We start from the raw sequence: 601 nt of genomic DNA, 5'->3' as shown, positions 1-601 counted from the left end.
AACTCGCGGAACGGCATAGAATCAATGAAGAAATCGAAAGACAAAAGAGGACGGCCGATTCGTTGGACAGACCTGAAACGACGGACACGCTGAGATTGATACCAAAAAAGATGGACACGAAGATTTACGCCGACGAGAAACACGAGCGGGTAATCGCCACGGTGGATCCTGTCTCTTATACACATCTAGATGTGTATAAGAGACAGGTTCTACACTACAAAAAATCGTGAATAGGCGGTGATTTGGGCGCGTCGAAAAGGCGAGCATCACGATGTTCCCGGTTTCGTTTCCGAATTTGACTTCAACGAAAACGCCTTTTTTGACAGTAACTATAAGACCTTGCGGTTTACCGGCTACACCGACGACTGGTTTGATTTTGTTGTGAGCAACAGAAACCGAAAAACCGCGTCGCCGGTTCATGACTATGACATTGTGGAAGGCCCGGTTGCGAATGATGACATATTCAACAGAATAGACGACTATCTGAACGGTAAAACATCAAAAAAAGGCTTCTTAGCTGATTTGGCGCAATTTCCTGATTCGCACCAAATATGCTTTTGCACGGTAAAATCCCTGCATTCCATAGAACGGGTAAAGCACG

At 45.6% G+C, this 601-nt stretch carries 2 protein-coding genes; both read left to right on the top strand.

The window, feature by feature from the left end; translation table 11 throughout:
- Positions 1–230: hypothetical protein (locus tag ACYVRA_RS08205; RefSeq protein ID WP_461252240.1), on the top strand; the 230-nt coding region annotated here is incomplete at its 5' end.
- Between the two features lie 7 nt (positions 231–237).
- On the top strand, positions 238–601 hold a 364-nt coding region (locus tag ACYVRA_RS08200; RefSeq protein WP_461252239.1), incomplete at its 3' end, for a DUF3990 domain-containing protein.

Source organism: Treponema sp. R8-4-B8, assembly GCF_054786175.1.
Note: the sequence above shows the minus strand (reverse complement) of the source record. Positions and strands in the feature narration are given on the sequence as shown.